Below are 14,453 nucleotides of genomic sequence, written 5' to 3'. Positions count from 1 at the left end.
ACACGGACTTGCGGCAGCACGCCGCCGCAATCGCCCATCCCTCGCCTCGACGCAGGCAGCTTTCTTGCTCTTCGGAGTTTTGCAGACAGCCGTGAAAAGCCGGTTAATGCGGCTCTAGGAACGGTCCTGCGTCCAGGTCGACACACAGGGGATCTTGGACCTGTCGCAGCGCCCCGCATACTTCTGCGCAATTTCACGCACTTCCGCGATGACCCCCTCGGAAAGCCGGATCGGATCGAGCCCCATGCCGAGAAACCGGTCATTCGCCACATGCAGGTCGTTCTCGGCCGCTTCCTTGCGGGGGTTTTCCAGATAGGCAATCTCGGCCCCCACCTGCTCTTGCAGCAACTGCGCAAGATCCCGCACGCGGTGCGTCTCGGTCATCTGGTTCAGAATGTTGACGCGCTCGCCGGTCTGCGGCGGGTTCATCAGCGCCAGCTCAATGCAGCGGCACGTGTCCTGAATGTGGATAAAGGCCCGCGTCTGCCCGCCGGTGCCATGCACCGTCATCGGATAGTCGATCGCCGCCTGCATGATGAAGCGGTTCAGCACCGTGCCGTAATCGCCATCATAGTCGAACCGGTTGATCAGCCGCTCGTCCCGCGCCGTCTCTTCCGTCTGCGTGCCCCAGACGATGCCCTGATGCAGGTCGGTGATCTTCACCCCGTCGTTCTTGTTGTAGAAGGCAAAGAACAGCTGATCCTGGCTCTTGGTCATGTGGTAGATCGAGCCGGGGTTGGTGGGGTAGAGGATATCGGTTTCCGTCAGCCCCTCCGGCGTGTCCACCTTCACCTTCAGGTAACCCTCCGGAATCTTCATCCCGGCGGTGCCGTAGCCGTACACCCCCATCGTTCCAAGATGCACAAGATGAATATCCTGTCCGCTTTCCACGATGGCCGAAAGCACATCATTGGTGGCGTTGAGGTTGTTGGACACCGTGTAGCGCTTGTGCGCGCTGGATTTCATCGAATAGGGCGCGGCGCGTTGCTCTGCAAAGTGAATCACCGCATCCGGCTTTTCCTCGGCAAACAGGGTCAGCAGCCGGTGATAGTGCTCGCCCACCGTGAAGTCATGAAAGCCAATCTCGCGGCCCGTCAACTCCTTCCACACCCGCAGCCGCTCCCCGATGGGGCGGATCGGCGTGAGGCTCTCCACTTCCAGCTCAATGTCGATTTTCCGGCGAGAGAGGTTGTCGACGATTGTCACATCATGCCCGCGCGCCGACAGATGCAGCGCATTCGGCCAGCCGCAAAACCCGTCTCCACCCAAAACAACAATCTTCATGCTCTGCTCCTCAGCGCCTCGCAGGGGCTATGGCGCAGTATTGCGGCGACAACAGGCAGCAATAAAGGAAATCCTGTGGGCGGGCGGATTAATTAAGCAGGCCAAGCAGATAGGCACCATATTCGTTTTTGGAAAAGAGCTTCGCGCGGTCAATCAGCTGCTCCCGCGTGATCCAACCGAGGGAAAAGGCGATCTCTTCGAGCGAGCCGGTCTGCAACCCCTGCCGCTGCTCAAGCGTGCGCACAAAATTGCCCGCATCCAGCAGGCTGCCATGGGTGCCGGTATCCAGCCAGGCATAGCCCCGGCCCATCAGCTCCACGTCCAGCTGGCCATCGGCAAGGTAGCTCTCCAGCAGGGTTGTAATCTCCAGCTCGCCACGCGCCGATGGCTTCACCTGCCGCGCTCGCTCGGGTGCCGTGCCATCAACGAAGTAAAGCCCCGTGACAGCGTAGTTCGAGGGCGGCGTCTCCGGCTTTTCGATGATCGAGCGCACCTTGCCGCCCGGGTCAAAATCCACCACGCCATAGCGCTCCGGGTCCGCCACCCGGTAGCCAAAAACGGTGCCGCCCGTGCCTTTGTCGCCCGCCGCGTGGAGCAGTTCGGGCAGCCCGTGACCGAAAAAGATGTTATCCCCCAGCACCAGCGCCGAGGGCGCACCGGCGAGGAAGTCTTCCGCCAGAATGAAGGCCTGCGCCAGCCCGTCGGGCGAGGGCTGCGCGATGTAGGTAAAGGACACACCCCATTGGCTGCCATCTCCCAGAAGGCGCTGAAACTGCTCGGCGTCTTCCGGCGTGGTGATCACCGCGATATCGCGGATGCCCGACAGCATCAGCACGGAAATCGGGTAGTAGATCATCGGCTTGTCGTAGATCGGCAGCAGCTGCTTCGACACACCCATGGTGATCGGATAAAGCCGCGAGCCGGTGCCCCCGGCCAGAATGATACCCTTGCGTTCGCCCATTCCAAACCTCTCTTGCCGGTCCGCCCTTACCTTGGGCCCGCGCCGGCTATTTCGTCAGCGCCCTCTGTGCGCTTCGTCCCGTCTTAACCAATCCACAACCATCAGGTCGGGGATGCGGCAGGGTGTTCATTACCGAGCGTCGGTCATGTCACCCAGCTTGTTCACCGCGATTTGCCCAGGCCGGGCCGCAGCTTGCCTCATCCGGTTCCCAGCCGCTTGCCCACACCGTCCCGGTCGCGGAGCGCCTGCCACCAGGCTTCATTTGCCAGATACCAAGCCACGGTTTTCTCCAACCCTTCGCGAAGGGTCACCGAGGGCCGCCAGCCGAGTTCTGAGGCAATGCGGCTCGGGTCGATGGCGTAGCGCAGGTCATGGCCGGGCCGGTCGGCCACAAAGGCGATGAGCTCCTCGCGGGGCCGCTGTGCCGGGCGGGCCTCGTCGAGAATGGCGCAGATCATCCGCACAAGGTCGATGTTGCGCGCCTCGTTTTCGCCGCCGATGTTGTAGCTTCGGCCCAGCACGCCGCGCTCGATAACCGTCAGCAGCGCATCGGCGTGGTCCTCCACATAGAGCCAGTCCCGCACGTTTTCGCCGCGCCCATATACCGGAATCGGCTGCCCCTCCAAGGCGTTCAGGATCACTACTGGCACCAGCTTTTCGGGGAAGTGGAAAGGCCCGTAATTGTTGGAACAATTGGTCATCACCATCGGCAAGCCATAGGTCTCGTGCCAAGCTCGCACCAGATGGTCGGAGCTGGCCTTCGAGGCCGAATAGGGGCTGCGCGGGTCATAGGGCGTGGTCTCGGTAAACTGGCCTTCCGCGCCCAGCGAGCCAAACACCTCATCGGTGCTCACGTGATGAAACCGAAACGCCTCGGGCCGCCCCTGCTCCTGCCAATAGGCGCGAGCGGCTTCCAACAGGTGGAAGGTGCCGAGCACATTGGTTTCGATAAAGGTCGCGGGGCCGTCGATCGACCTGTCCACATGGCTCTCGGCGGCCAGATGCATGATCGCATCCGGCTGGTGCCGGGCCAAAATCGCATCCAGCGCGGGCCGGTCGCGGATATCGGCATGCTCAAAGCGATAGCCCGGGTGGTTTGCCACGCTTGCCACGTTTTCGAGGCAGGCGGCATAGGTCAGCGCATCGAGGTTCACCACCTCATGGCCCTGCCGGATGGCGCGCCGCACAACCGCCGAGCCAATAAAGCCCGCGCCTCCTGTCACCAGCAGCTTCATGCGCCGCCCTCCCAGATGAACGGGCTGTCAAAGCCGTCGAGCCGGGCCGCCGCCGCGTCTTTCTCCGATAGCACCGGCTCTGCGCCTCCAAGGCCCCAGTCGATCCCGATGTCCGGATCGCTCCACAGCAATGCGCCCTCGGTGTCGGGGGCATAAGTGTCGGTGCATTTGTAGATGATCTCGGTGTCCGGCACCCGTGTCACGAAGCCATGAGCAAAGCCCGCCGGCACCAGAAGCTGGCGGCCGTTATCCTCGGTCAGCTCCGCGCCATACCATTGGCCATAGGTCGGGCTGCCCTTACGGATGTCCACCGCCACATCAAACAGAGCGCCCCGACCGCAACGCACCAGCTTGTCCTGCGCGCGCGGCGGCGCCTGAAAATGCAGCCCGCGCAGGGTGGGGGCCTCACGGCTCATCGAATGGTTGTCCTGCACAAACACCATCTCCACACCCGCCTCGGCAAGTTTGGGCTGCGAATAGGTTTCGGCAAAGAAGCCGCGATGGTCGCCAAACCGGGACGGGGTGATGACAAGCACACCGGGGAGGGGAGTTTCTTCGATCTTCACGTTGCGTCGCTCTGCTGCTCGAATTGCGGTTGCCCGGGCGTTTCGGCCACGGAAGTTCAGGTCACGTCTGCTGGCTCAGCACCCTGTCCAGCGCCACCCGCCAATCGGGGCGGGGCAGGCCGAATGTTGCCTCGCTGGCGCGGCAGTCGAGCCGCGAATTCAGCGGGCGGGCGGCGGGCGTCGGGTAGTCGCTGCTGGGGATCGGCGCGACCTCGCAAGGAAGCTTCGCGCGGGCAAATATCTCGCGGGCGAACTCTGCCCAGCTCACATCCGGCGCGCCGGAATAGTGATAGGTGCCGCTCTTTTCGGGCGCTTCCGTCAGCGCCCGGGCCATGGCCACGCAGGCCCTTGCGATATCCGCCGCTGCGGTTGGCCCACCGCGCTGGTCATCCACGATGGTCAGCCGCTCGTGCTCCGCGCCCAGCCGAAGCATCGTCTTCACGAAGTTGGCGCCATGGGCCGAAAACACCCAAGAGGTCCGCAAGATGGCATAAACGCCGCCCGCCGCCCGCACCGCCTCTTCTCCGGCGAGCTTGGTGCGGCCATAGGCCCCCAGCGGGGCAACCGCGGCGTCGGGGCTGCGCGGCGTGGTCCCGCTTCCGTCAAAGACATAGTCGGTCGAGATATGCACAAAGGGCAGGCCCTTCCCGGCGCAAGCCCGCGCAATCGCGCCCGGCGTCACGGCATTGATCTGCCGCGCAAGCGCCTCTTCCTCTTCCGCCTTGTCCACCGCCGTATAGGCCACAGCATTGATCACCGCATCCGCATCACTCTGCGCAACCACCTGCGCCGCCGCATCAGGCTCGGCAAAATCGGCACGGCTTCGTGGCACAGTCTCTATCGTCAGGTCTTCGCCCGCGAGCGCGGCGATCTCCCGCGCGACCTGTCCGGTTTCTCCGAACACCAGCAACTTCATCTGTCGCAGCTCCCCGTTCCGGCTAGCTTACATATTCCGATTCATACCACCGTAACGTCCGGGCGATGCCGTCGTGTATACTGTGGCGTGGCACAAAGCCCAACTCGGCCGTGGCCCGGGCAATATTGGCGCAGTTGTGTCTGATCTCACCCGACAGCGCCGGGCCTCTGGCCAGCTGCGGCGGGTGTCGGGCGCAGAGGCTGCGGAAGATCTCCACCACACCCATCAGCGGGGTCTCAACCCCCGTTCCAAGTTGATAAAGCCCCTTGGCGCGGGTCTCGATGGCGGTGACAATCGCCTGCGAAATATCATCAACATAGATGTAATCGCGCGTTTGCCGGCCATCGCCGTTCACGGTGATCCGACCATCTCCAAGCACCTTGCGGCAAAACTGCGGAATGACCCCGCCCTGCCGCCTTGAATATGGGCCATAGACGTTGGAAAACCTCAGCGTCAGCGCCGTGAAATCCCAGGTGCTGCTGTAGGCGCGCAGCAGGGCCTCGGTGGCCAGCTTCGAGGCGCCATAGGGCGAGGCCGGGTTGGCGCTGGCCCGCTCATCAATCGGCCCTTCATCCTGCGAAACGGCCCCGGTTGAGGCAAAGATAAAGTGCACGCCCGGTGCGTGCCTGCGCAAATGGTCAATCAGCCGATGGCTGCGGGCCACGTTGTTTTCATAGGTGCCGAGCGGGTCGATCATGCTCTGCTGCACCGAGGCCTGCGCAGCTAGGTGAACAACAACATCTGCGCCCGCCGCTAGGGCAAGGGCGGTATCGCTGGTGAAGCAGCCGATGTGCAGCGTGTCGAACACCGCACGTTCTTCCGCCCCGGCATCGCTGTAGCGGTCGATCCCAATCAGGGTGCAGGGCAGCTCTGAGGCGCGGAGATATCGTGCAAGGTTCTGGCCGATGAAGCCCAGCGCACCTGTGATCACCAGTTTCATCCCACGGCCCAGCCCGGCATTCTGCTCTCCATTTTCACACGCACGTCCACGCAAGGCCGCGTCACCCGGCAATGGCGCAGAGCCCCACCGTGGCGCGAACGCCCTTCAATCAAGCCCGCCACCGGGCCCTCAACCTGCGGACAAGGCCCTTGGCCCGTCCCGGTCACTGTTCGTGGTTGGAATATCGCCAGAGTATCTAGATAGGGTTAACCAAACTCATTCTCTGGCGGCAGCGGCTCACACCCGCGCGGCCTTGGCCCGCAGCCTTTGCAGCCGCGCCCCGGGGAGAGACATCAGCTTCCCCATCGTCAGGTAAAGAATGTAGAGATCAAAGCAAAAGCTCTGCCGCCGGCTGTAGAGCAGGTCAATCGCGGCCTTCCGGGGCACGCATCGCTTCACATAAATCTCCTCGGTCTCCTCTGCCGACCGGCTGTTCTTCAGCAGTTTTTCCTCGTGGCTGTGGTGCATGATGGTGGCCAGGCCGGTAATACCGGGCCGACTCTTCAGCACCTCACCATAAAGCTCGGGAAACTGCTCAACATACTGCCGCATCGGCGGGCGCGGGCCGACAAAGCTCATATCGCCCTTCAGAACGTTGAAGAGCTGCGGCAATTCGTCAAAGCGGAAGCGGCGCAATGTTCGACCCAGCGGGGTGATCCGCCCGGCCTTGTCGCCACCGGATACCCCCCTCTCCGGCCCACCTTGCGCAATCCTCATGGTGCGGATCTTGTACAGTCGAAATGGCCGGCCCGGCGCTCGCATCCGCTCGGAGGTGTAAAAGGCGGGCAGTCCGTCCTTCAGGGCAACAAGGCACCAGAGCAGGGCCATCAGTGGCAACCCGGGCACCAGCAGGGCCAGCGCCAAGATGATGTCAAAGGCCCTTTTGCCCGCATTCACCGGCCCGGCCCCCGTTTTGCCTCAGCCTGCCACTGCGGTCAGATCCGGCTTGTCCTGCATGCCTTCCGCATCGGGGCGTCCAACGCAGACATAGGCATCAAACCCGGCATCCCGCGCATCTTCCGCGGAGTAGATGTTGCGCAGGTCGGCCATGTTCGCGGTCGCCATCGACTCGGCCACACGCGACAGGTCGAGCGCGCGAAACTCGTTCCACTCGGTGAGCAGCACCAGCACATCCGCGCCCTCGGCGGCGGCGTAAGGGTCTTCTTCCCACGTGACGCCGGGCAACAACGCCTCGCCCTCGCGGCGGCCCTGCGGATCCACCACCCGCACCTCGGCACCACCGCCCACCAGCGCGGGCACAATGGTGAGGCTCGGGGCCTCGCGCATGTCATCGGTGTTCGGCTTGAAGGTCACGCCGAGCACGGCGATCTTCTTGGCGTTAAAGGAACCGCCGCAGAGATCGCGCAACTTCTCCACCATCCGGCGCTTCATGTCCTCGTTCACGGCAATGACGGCCTCGGTAATCTCCAGCGGCACCGCATGGTCCTGCCCGATCCGGGCCAGCGCCTTGGTGTCTTTCGGAAAGCAGGAGCCGCCATAGCCCGGCCCCGCGTGGAGAAACTTGTTCCCGATCCGCCCATCAAGGCCCATGCCCTTGGAGACAGACTTGATATCCGCGCCAACACGCTCGCAGAGCATGGCGATCTCGTTGATGAAGGTGATCTTCGTAGCGAGAAAGGCATTGGCCGCGTATTTGATCATCTCAGCCGACTCCAGATCGGTGTAGACAATGGGAAAATCGCGCAGGAACAGCGGGCGGTAGATATCGCCCATCACCGCCTTGGCCGGCTCCGTCTCCACGCCCACCACCACGCGGTCAGGCCGCATGAAATCGTCGATGGCCGCGCCTTCGCGGAGGAACTCGGGGTTGGAAGCCACGTCAAAGCTGCCTTCTTCGCAGGTCTTGGCGATAATCTCATAAACCTTCCGGTTGGTGCCCACCGGCACCGTCGACTTGGTGACAACCACAGTAAACCCGTCGAGCGACTGGGCGATCTCTTCGGCGGCGGCGAACACATAGGTCAGGTCGGCATGGCCATCGCCCCGGCGGGTGGGCGTGCCCACGGCGATGAAAACCGCATCGGCACCCGCCACGGCAGGGGCCAACTCTTCGGTAAAGCTCAAGCGCCCGGCGGCCACGTTCTTTGCCATCAGCACATCAAGGCCGGGCTCGTAAATCGGCACCTCGCCCCGCTTCAGCTGCGCCACCTTCTCGGGGTTCTTGTCAACGCAAACAACCTCATGCCCGAAGTCCGAAAAACACACACCTGAGACGAGGCCAACGTAGCCCGTGCCAATCATTGCAATCTTCATGGTTCAACAATCCTTCCGCGCGGCGGCTATGACGGTTTTCTCAATGGCGGGAGCGGCGGGAAAATGCAACTTGTGCATCCGAGTTTCCTCATTCGCGCCTTAAAATCGCCCAAGCGAAAGGGTTGGCTGAGATCAGAGCAGATGGTGGGGGCCAGACGCTTGAGGTAACCAATGCACAAGGCATTTCGCCTGGCCTTCGGGGCCATGATGACAGTGGCGAGCCTGTCAACGACTGCAAGCGGCTGCATCCGGGGGGATGTGGCCGGTGCGGAAAACCCAATCAACCCGGCGCGGCTTGACCAGCCGTTGCTGGACGCGGTGATTGCGGTAGAGGTAAATTATCAGCGGTGCCAAAGGGGCCTTCCCCGGCTGGCAGGCGCGGCCCCGTTGCGGGATACGGCCTTCGGACACGCCAACTGGATGGCCTCTAAAAGCACGCTGAGCCACAAGTCCACCCGGCCGGGCCGGGCAACCGTCAAGGCGCGTATTCTGGCCTCTGGCCTCAAGGTCCGCCGCGGCTCCGAGAACATTGCCCGCGTCGCGCTCTACAAGGTTGAGGGCCAGCGTGGTTACAAGATCACCAACGCCGCGCAATGCAAGTTCACCACGCCTGACGGAACGCCCATCGGGCGGCACAGCTACGGCTCACTCGCCCGCTACACCGTGGCGCTCTGGATGGACTCTCCCGACCACCGGGTGAACATTCTCGCGCGGAAGTACAAGATGGCCGCCTCCGCCATTGCCCTCGACCCCCGAGGCAAGGCCTGCGGCTCGCTCTACATCGCCCAGAACTTCGCCGGATAGGCAGGGCACCTCAACGCAATGGGCCCCCGGCTCTGGCCCATTGCCTGCCCATCTAAGCCTCCGCACCCGCCCGTTGCCGGGCGCTCAGGCCGTGCTCAGGCATAGTGCTTGTCGTACCAATCGACAAAGGCACGCACGCCATCCTGCAAACTGGTCTGCGGCATCGCCCCAACCAGATCGGTAAGCAGGCGGGTATCGGCCCAGGTCGCAGGCACATCGCCGGGCTGCATGTCCATCATGTTCTTCTCCGCCCGCTGGCCCAGCGCCGCTTCGATGGCCTCGATGAAGGCGCCAAGCTCCACCGGCGCGGCGTTGCCAATGTTCACCACGCGCCACGGCGCCACGGGTGAAAGGCTGTCTGCCTCGCCCACCGGCGCCCCGCTCTCCGGCGGCACATCCACCAGCCGCCGGATACCCTCCACCAGATCGTCGATATAGGTGAAGTCCCGCTTCATCTTGCCATGGTTGTAAACGTCGATCGGCGTTCCAGCCCGAATCGACTTCACAAACTTGAACAGCGCCATATCGGGCCGCCCCCACGGGCCATAAACGGTGAAAAAGCGGAACATGGTGACAGGCAGGTGGTAAAGATGCGCATAGCTGTGCGCCATCGCCTCATTGGCGGCCTTGGTCGCGGCGTAAAAGCTCATCTGATGCGCCACGCGGTCAGTTTCGCCATAGGGCATGGCCTCATTCGCCCCGTAAACGCTAGAGGTCGAGGCCATCAGCATATGGGCCGGTGGATGGGCGCGCGCCGCCTCCAGCAGCCGGAAGGTGCCAATCAGGTTGGCCTCCACATAGCTCTCCGGCGCGTCGATCGAGTAGCGCACCCCCGCCTGCGCCGCGAGGTGGATAACAATCTCGGGCGCGTGCTCTTCCATCAGTTCTTCCAGCCGCCCCGGCTCTTCCAGCCGCGCCTCCACGGCGCTGAACCCCTCGCTCTGCAACAACCGCTGATGCCGCCGCTGCTTGAGGCTGACATCGTAGTAATCGGTCATCGCATCCAGCCCGATCACCCTGAAGCCATCATCCAAGAGGCGGCGGGCGATATGCGAGCCGATAAACCCGGCAGAACCGGTCACAAGGGCGGTGCGCGTCATGGTATGGCTCCTTCTGTCCAACAATCGCCCGGCACCCGCCAGACAGTCTGCGGCCTGCGCCGAAACGCCCCCTCTCCGGGTGTAATCGCCTCCAGCGCCACGGCCCCCTCACAGGCCGGCGGCACGATACGTCGGCTGACGTAAAGCACATCGCCGGGGCTGCCCGCAAAGGCATGGCTCTGCACGTAATGGTTTGGCGGGCGGCCCCGCTCGGGCCGGGCGTAGGCCTCCAGCCCAGTGATCTTGCCCGCCACGCCCCGGCCCCGGATGCGATAGAACAGGTCGGCCAGCACATCGCGGTCATCGGCCACCACGACCGAAACGCCCTCGGCCTCGGCCCGCGCCGCGATGGCCGAGCTCATCGCGATCCGCCCAAGGTAACGCTCCATCAGCAGCGGCCCGTCGCCCAGCCGCAGCACCGGCGCAAACACTGTGGCCAGCACCAGCACAACGGCGAACCCCGCGCCCAGCGCAAGGCTCACCCCCATCGCCCAACGCCCCCAGCCCCGCACCGTGATCACGGCGGCAATGGTGCCCGCGAGGTAAGCCGCAGCCGCCCAGTTGGCATAGGCCTTCGAAAGCAGCGCCTGCCCGCAGACCAGCACGAGGATCGGCAGGGCAAACCACAGCAGCATCGCGCTGCGCCTCTTCACCGCCGACCACAGAAGGCCCACCAGCAGCACCGGCCCGAACACCACAAACTGGCTGCCCGCAAATTCCCCCAACGCCGCCCAGTTCAACCCGGCCCGCGCCCCCGGATCACGCACCCAATCGGCGTTGTCCATGGTGTGTTCCAACGTCGAAAGCCCGTTCTGGATGTTCCAGATGATGTTAGGCGAAATGAGGATCAGCAGCGCTACCAGCGCCAGCCCCGCATCGCTCCAGCGCACCCTTGCGCCGGGCACAAACACCGCCGCCAGACCCGCGCAAAGCACATAATAGAGCCCCGCGTATTTGCTCATCACCGCCAACCCCACCAGCGCCCCGGCCAGCACCGCCGCGCCCCGGCTCTGCTCGCGGATCACCCGCACCCAAGCCCAGAGCGCCCCGGCAAGGAAGGGGAACATCACCGTATCCGTGCTGATCAAAAAGCTGCCCACCGCCACCAGCGGCAAGGTGATGTAGCTCGCCGCCACGATGATCGCCGTGCGCCTGTCCGCCAGCTCCGCCGCGAGGCCCGCCAACAGCAGCGCCGTCGCCCCATGCAGCACCGCCGCCGGGGCGCGCAGCCAAAAGGCGGCATCACTGCCCGCCAGTTCGGTCACGCCGCGCAGCAACCAGCCAATCATCGGCGGCTTGGAGTAGTAGCCAAAGGCCAGCTCCTGCCCCCAAAGCCAGTATTGCGCCTCGTCCACAAATACCTCGGCCCGCGCAAAGGGCAGCAGCGCGAGGCGAAAGATCACCAGCGCCGCGACCACCGCAAACGCGGGGCCAAACCATCCGGCGCCGTCAGGCTTCACGCTTGCTGACATGGATCAGATAGAGGTTACGAACATAGATAAAGAGCCCCATCGCCTGCCCCAGCACGAACACCGGGTCTTTGCGATACAGCGCATAAGCCAGCAGGATCAGCCCGCCGCCGATCGAAAAATACCAGAAGGCAACCGGCACCACAGAGGCACGCGCCCGCTCGCTGGCGATCCACTGCACCAAGAACCGCGCGGTGAACAGCAACTGCCCGCCAAGCCCGATGACCACCCACCAGAACTCAACCCATGTCTCGACATGGAGCACCGCAAAAAGCCACTCAAACATCGGGCGTCACCTCGGTCGGCACCTGCGTCTTGCGCCGCCGGATCAGCCAGGCCACGCCGATCAGGTCGTAAATGCCCACAAGGGCGCGACCAAGGTTGTTGTACTTGCTCTGTCCCGCAGCACGCTCGGCATGGCTCACATCCACATGCGCCACCTCCCAGCCGTCCCGCCGCATCAGCGCTGGCAGGTAGCGATGCATGTGGTTGAAGAACGGCAGACCAAGAAAGGCATCGCGCCGAAAGCCCTTGAGCCCGCAACCGGTGTCACGCGTGCCATCCTTCAGAATGCGCGCACGCAGCCCATTCGCCGCCTTGCTCGCCCAGCGCTTGCTCGCGGTGTCCTGCCGGTCCACCCGCTGCCCGGCCACAAGCCCCAGCTTGCCGGTGGTGTCGGCCAAGAGCGGGCCATAGAGGTTCGGCAATTCATCGGGCGGGTTCTGCCCGTCGCCGTCCAGTGTCACGCAGATCGGCGCGCGGGCGGCATTCACTCCCGAATGCACCGCCGCGCTCTGCCCGGCAGGCTTTGGGTGCTGCAACACCCGCACGCGCGCATCGTCGCGCGCCAGCTTCAGCAGTTCCTCGCCGGTGCCATCGGTCGAGCCGTCATTCACGGCAACAACCTCAAACTCAACATCCCCACAGGCCGTCACGATCCGCCCGATCAGCGGCGCAACGTTCTCGGCCTCGTTCATCATCGGGATCACCACCGACACCTGCGGCGCGCTCATCACCTCAGCCCCGCTTCAGCGTGTCGCCCAGCGCCAGCACCGGCTCCAGCTCAATCACTGTGCCGCCACCCTCGCCGGCCAGATCACCGCTGGCTGTTCGGTCTGCAATAATCTTCGCCGCGGCCTCGCCAATCTCGCGCCGACAGGCATCCATCGTCGCCAGCTTCTGCGGGAACGCGCTCAGCATCTCGAGGGCATTAAACCCCGAAAGCCCCAGCTCTTCGGGGATGTTGATGCCCGATGTCAGGCAATGCAGCATCCCGCCCGCGCCGATCATGTCGTTGGAATAATAGATAAAATCCAGTTCCGGCGAGCGAGCCAGCAGGGCCTCCGTCATCTCGCGCCCCTTGGCGAGCCCCGAGCCACCGGCATAAAACTCCCGGTCCCGCACCTCCAGCCCGGCCCGGGCCAGCGCGGTGGTGAAGCCCTCAAAGCGTTTGCGCGCCCGGTGGTCCAGCGGCATCTTCGTGCCCGCAAACCCGATGTTCTTGTAGCCCGCCCCGGCAATCGCCTCGGCCATCATCCGCCCCGCGCGGCGGTGCGAAATGCCCACCATGGAGTCGATCGGCTCACCGTCCACATCCATGATCTCCACCACCGGGCAGCCTGCGTTCGCCAGCATCGCCCGGGCGGCATCGGTATGCTCCAGCCCAGCCACGATCACCCCGCTCGGGCGCCACGACAGCATCTCGTAAAGCACCTTCTCGGCCCGTTCGGGCTTGTAATGGGTCACGCCCACAACCGGCTGCAACTCGGTGTCATCCAGCACCGTGCCAATGCCCGTAAGCACCTCGGGAAACACCATGTTGCTAAGCGAGGGGATCACCACAGCCACAAGGTTCACCCGGCTGCTGGCCAAGGCGCCGGCAATCTTGTTGGGCACATACCCCAGCCGCTTGGCCGCCTCCAACACCCGCTCCCGCGTCGCCTGGCTCACATCGCCCCGGTTGCGCAACACCCGGCTCACCGTCATTTCGCTGACGCCAGAGGCCTCGGACACATCTCTCAGGGTCAGCGGGCGGCGCGGCGGGATGGGCTTGGGGGCGTCCTGGTTCAACGGAGCGGGCCTTTCAACGGGTCTTTCTCCCTGCTTACCGCCTTATTCCCGCCACTCCAAGCAGTTGCGGCAGGCTGTAGGGTGGGTGAAACCCACCAGCCGTCAGATCTCGATATCCGGCAAGCTGTCGAGCGCCTGCGTCAGCGCCTCGCCCCAGCCGTTGCTGATGCGCTGAAAATTCTCGTCGTTCGCCTCAATGCGGTTCTGATAGCCCAGCGTCAGGCTACCCTCTTCGTAGAACTGCAAATCCAGCGGCAGGCCCACGGTCAGGTTGGCCTTCACCGTCGAGTCAAAGCTCACCATCAGCAGCTTCACCGCCTCGGCAAAGCTCATCTCCGGGCGGTAGGCCCGTACAAGGATCGGGCGGCCATACTTGGTTTCACCGATCTGGAAGAACGGCGTGTCATCCCCCGCCTCGATGAAGTTGCCTTCCGGGTAGATCAGGAACAGCCGCGGCGCGGAGTCCGCAATCTGCCCGCCCAGAATAAGCGTTGCCCCAAAAGCACTCGCCTGCTGCCCGGCCTGCTCATGCTCGGCAATCACATCCTTCAGAACCTTGGCAATCATCCGGGCAACCTGAAACATGCTGGGCGCTTCCAACAGCGAGGGGCTGCGCTCTCCGGGGGCCTTGGTGCGCTCTTCAAGGATCGAAACCACCGCCTGCGTGGTGGCCAGATTGCCCGCGCTCATCAGGGTGATCACCCGTTCGCCCGGCACCTCCCACGAATGCATCTTCTTGAAAACGCTGATGTTATCGACACCCGCATTCGTGCGCGTGTCAGACATGAAGACGAGCCCGCGATCGAGCTTCATTCCGACGCAATAGGTCATGGT

General features: G+C 63.8%; 15 protein-coding genes. 1 reads left to right on the top strand and 14 read right to left on the bottom strand.

Features of this window, described 5'->3' with window-relative positions; translation table 11 throughout:
- Positions 1 to 114 precede the first annotated feature (114 nt).
- The 8 genes from ACXAG6_RS03245 to ACXAG6_RS03210 form a co-directional block, all read right to left on the bottom strand.
- Positions 115 to 1,284 carry an NAD-dependent epimerase/dehydratase family protein gene (locus tag ACXAG6_RS03245; protein ID WP_475334977.1) on the bottom strand — a complete coding sequence of 390 codons (1,170 nt, stop codon included), beginning with the start codon at positions 1,282 to 1,284 and terminating at the stop codon, positions 115 to 117.
- An 88-nt stretch (positions 1,285 to 1,372) separates the two neighbouring features.
- Complete coding sequence (rfbA, locus tag ACXAG6_RS03240; protein ID WP_475334975.1) at positions 1,373 to 2,245, bottom strand: glucose-1-phosphate thymidylyltransferase RfbA; 873 nt, start codon at positions 2,243 to 2,245, stop codon at positions 1,373 to 1,375.
- Positions 2,246 to 2,442: 197 nt separating this feature from the next.
- The gene (gene rfbB, locus ACXAG6_RS03235; protein ID WP_475334973.1) at positions 2,443 to 3,480 is read right to left on the bottom strand and encodes a dTDP-glucose 4,6-dehydratase; all 1,038 of its coding nucleotides are present in this window, start codon (positions 3,478 to 3,480) and stop codon (positions 2,443 to 2,445) included.
- Entirely contained in the window at positions 3,477 to 4,046 is a 570-nt protein-coding gene (gene rfbC / locus ACXAG6_RS03230) for a dTDP-4-dehydrorhamnose 3,5-epimerase (RefSeq protein WP_475334970.1), read from the bottom strand. Before rfbC ends, rfbB begins: the two co-directional genes overlap by 4 nt.
- A 61-nt stretch (positions 4,047 to 4,107) precedes the next feature.
- Positions 4,108 to 4,962, bottom strand: a complete 855-nt coding sequence (rfbD, locus tag ACXAG6_RS03225; RefSeq protein WP_475334967.1) for a dTDP-4-dehydrorhamnose reductase — start codon at positions 4,960 to 4,962, stop codon at positions 4,108 to 4,110.
- 22 nt (positions 4,963 to 4,984) lie between these two features.
- Positions 4,985 to 5,902, bottom strand: coding sequence for an NAD-dependent epimerase/dehydratase family protein (locus tag ACXAG6_RS03220; RefSeq protein WP_475334966.1), 918 nt, complete (start codon positions 5,900 to 5,902; stop codon positions 4,985 to 4,987).
- A 237-nt stretch (positions 5,903 to 6,139) separates the two neighbouring features.
- Positions 6,140 to 6,799: a sugar transferase gene (locus tag ACXAG6_RS03215; RefSeq protein ID WP_475334963.1), complete on the bottom strand. Its 660-nt coding sequence runs from the start codon at positions 6,797 to 6,799 to the stop codon at positions 6,140 to 6,142.
- Positions 6,800 to 6,820: 21 nt separating this feature from the next.
- A complete protein-coding gene (locus ACXAG6_RS03210) occupies positions 6,821 to 8,176 on the bottom strand; it encodes a UDP-glucose dehydrogenase family protein (RefSeq protein ID WP_475334960.1) in 1,356 nt (451 codons plus the stop codon).
- 171 nt (positions 8,177 to 8,347) lie between these two features.
- Between ACXAG6_RS03210 and ACXAG6_RS03205 the strand changes: the two genes are divergently transcribed.
- Positions 8,348 to 8,980 carry a CAP domain-containing protein gene (locus ACXAG6_RS03205; protein WP_475334957.1) on the top strand — a complete coding sequence of 211 codons (633 nt, stop codon included), beginning with the start codon at positions 8,348 to 8,350 and terminating at the stop codon, positions 8,978 to 8,980.
- A gap of 95 nt (positions 8,981 to 9,075) precedes the next feature.
- On the opposite strand, the gene ACXAG6_RS03200 is transcribed toward ACXAG6_RS03205, so the two are convergent.
- From ACXAG6_RS03200 to ACXAG6_RS03175, 6 genes are all read right to left on the bottom strand, one after another.
- On the bottom strand, positions 9,076 to 10,080 hold the full coding sequence (locus tag ACXAG6_RS03200) for an NAD-dependent epimerase/dehydratase family protein (protein WP_475334955.1): 1,005 nt from the start codon (positions 10,078 to 10,080) through the stop codon (positions 9,076 to 9,078).
- Positions 10,077 to 11,540, bottom strand: a complete 1,464-nt coding sequence (locus ACXAG6_RS03195) for an ArnT family glycosyltransferase (RefSeq protein WP_475334952.1) — start codon at positions 11,538 to 11,540, stop codon at positions 10,077 to 10,079. The genes ACXAG6_RS03200 and ACXAG6_RS03195 overlap by 4 nt, the downstream gene beginning before the upstream one ends.
- The gene (locus tag ACXAG6_RS03190) at positions 11,530 to 11,835 is read right to left on the bottom strand and encodes a lipid-A-disaccharide synthase N-terminal domain-containing protein (RefSeq protein ID WP_475334951.1); all 306 of its coding nucleotides are present in this window, start codon (positions 11,833 to 11,835) and stop codon (positions 11,530 to 11,532) included. The genes ACXAG6_RS03195 and ACXAG6_RS03190 overlap by 11 nt, the downstream gene beginning before the upstream one ends.
- Entirely contained in the window at positions 11,828 to 12,562 is a 735-nt protein-coding gene (locus ACXAG6_RS03185; RefSeq protein ID WP_475334948.1) for a glycosyltransferase family 2 protein, read from the bottom strand. The genes ACXAG6_RS03190 and ACXAG6_RS03185 overlap by 8 nt, the downstream gene beginning before the upstream one ends.
- Before the next feature lie 4 nt (positions 12,563 to 12,566).
- Positions 12,567 to 13,619 (bottom strand): LacI family DNA-binding transcriptional regulator, encoded by a 1,053-nt coding sequence (locus ACXAG6_RS03180; RefSeq protein WP_475334946.1) that lies wholly within the window; start codon positions 13,617 to 13,619, stop codon positions 12,567 to 12,569.
- Between the two features lie 102 nt (positions 13,620 to 13,721).
- The gene (locus ACXAG6_RS03175) at positions 13,722 to 14,450 is read right to left on the bottom strand and encodes a proteasome-type protease (protein ID WP_475334944.1); all 729 of its coding nucleotides are present in this window, start codon (positions 14,448 to 14,450) and stop codon (positions 13,722 to 13,724) included.
- Positions 14,451 to 14,453 lie beyond the last annotated feature (3 nt).

The organism is Vannielia sp. ABF1_015 (genome assembly GCF_056160745.1).
Note: the sequence above shows the minus strand (reverse complement) of the source record. Positions and strands in the feature narration are given on the sequence as shown.

Bases quoted from the DNA above. Each gene is read 5' to 3' on its own strand.
- ACXAG6_RS03190 (WP_475334951.1), bottom strand. From the start codon at position 11,835: ATGTTTGAGTGGCTTTTTGCGGTGCTCCATGTCGAGACATGGGTTGAG.
- ACXAG6_RS03200 (WP_475334955.1), bottom strand. From the start codon at position 10,080: ATGACGCGCACCGCCCTTGTGACCGGTTCTGCCGGGTTTATCGGCTCG.
- ACXAG6_RS03185 (WP_475334948.1), bottom strand. From the start codon at position 12,562: ATGAGCGCGCCGCAGGTGTCGGTGGTGATCCCGATGATGAACGAGGCC.
- ACXAG6_RS03175 (WP_475334944.1), bottom strand. From the start codon at position 14,450: ATGACCTATTGCGTCGGAATGAAGCTCGATCGCGGGCTCGTCTTCATG.
- ACXAG6_RS03220 (WP_475334966.1), bottom strand. From the start codon at position 5,902: ATGAAACTGGTGATCACAGGTGCGCTGGGCTTCATCGGCCAGAACCTT.
- rfbA (WP_475334975.1), bottom strand. From the start codon at position 2,245: ATGGGCGAACGCAAGGGTATCATTCTGGCCGGGGGCACCGGCTCGCGG.
- ACXAG6_RS03245 (WP_475334977.1), bottom strand. From the start codon at position 1,284: ATGAAGATTGTTGTTTTGGGTGGAGACGGGTTTTGCGGCTGGCCGAAT.
- rfbB (WP_475334973.1), bottom strand. From the start codon at position 3,480: ATGAAGCTGCTGGTGACAGGAGGCGCGGGCTTTATTGGCTCGGCGGTT.
- ACXAG6_RS03205 (WP_475334957.1), top strand. From the start codon at position 8,348: ATGCACAAGGCATTTCGCCTGGCCTTCGGGGCCATGATGACAGTGGCG.
- rfbD (WP_475334967.1), bottom strand. From the start codon at position 4,962: ATGAAGTTGCTGGTGTTCGGAGAAACCGGACAGGTCGCGCGGGAGATC.
- ACXAG6_RS03210 (WP_475334960.1), bottom strand. From the start codon at position 8,176: ATGAAGATTGCAATGATTGGCACGGGCTACGTTGGCCTCGTCTCAGGT.